General features: G+C 46.1%; 1 protein-coding gene and 1 pseudogene. Both read right to left on the bottom strand.

Annotation, left to right across the window (positions count from 1 at the left end; genetic code table 11):
* Positions 1-28: 28 nt before the first annotated feature.
* Positions 29-238, bottom strand: a pseudogene (locus ACFIL8_RS11665) (UDP-N-acetylglucosamine 1-carboxyvinyltransferase); the annotation flags it as partial.
* Positions 239-293: 55 nt separating this feature from the next.
* Positions 294-554: a hypothetical protein gene (locus ACFIL8_RS11660; RefSeq protein ID WP_375681364.1), complete on the bottom strand. Its 261-nt coding sequence runs from the start codon at positions 552-554 to the stop codon at positions 294-296.
* Positions 555-747 lie beyond the last annotated feature (193 nt).

Here is a 747-nt window from a genome sequence, read left to right as displayed (position 1 = left end):
CCCTTTGCTACCAATGTAACAAGAGTAAGAGGGCTGCAATCACAAGAGAAACAACAAGCACGCAAATCCGTCGCCATAACAGGAGCCCCCCTTGCAAATTCTCTGTTCCATGAGATGCGTTGCTCTCTCGCCCATCAAGCTTTATTTGCGCCCTCAAGCGATTGAGTTCTTGAACATGCATAAAACGATCTTCGAAAACCGTCTCTGTAATATGCGCGATTCCTTCAGCCCGTGTCATGCACCCCGCGTCATGAGAGCCATGAACGAAACTTAGACAATAATCACGAGCCTCCTCAAGAGTGAGAGAAGCAAAACTTTACACGAAAGAAAAACCATTCCGAAAAGAAAACAGCAGCCACAAAAGCCATACCCTTGAAAGGTGGAGATTTGAAAGAACTATTGAGAAAATCATCAAGAATATACGGCTCCAAAATTCCACAAGCAAGAGAGTAAACCATTAAAAATGCACCAGCCAAGCCCAGCGCCCCAAGCCCAGCGCCCCAAGCCCAGCCCCTCCCAACAAGCAAACATTGTGTTAAAACGCCCCCAAGCAATCGCCCCCCCCTCAACCACAGCGCAAAGCATTCAGCATATCTTTGAAAGCTTTACACTGTGATGCGTTGGATTTTTGCACCACAACGAGCCAATTTTTCTTCTAATCTCTCAAATGCACGATCAAGATGATAAACACGATTGACGATTGTTTCTCCCTTTGCTACCAATGTAACAAGAGTAAGAGGGCTGCAA

Source organism: Bartonella sp. AP57NXGY (assembly GCF_042195805.1).
GTDB lineage: Bacteria > Pseudomonadota > Alphaproteobacteria > Rhizobiales > Rhizobiaceae > Bartonella.
This window is presented reverse-complemented; position numbering and strand designations above follow the sequence as displayed.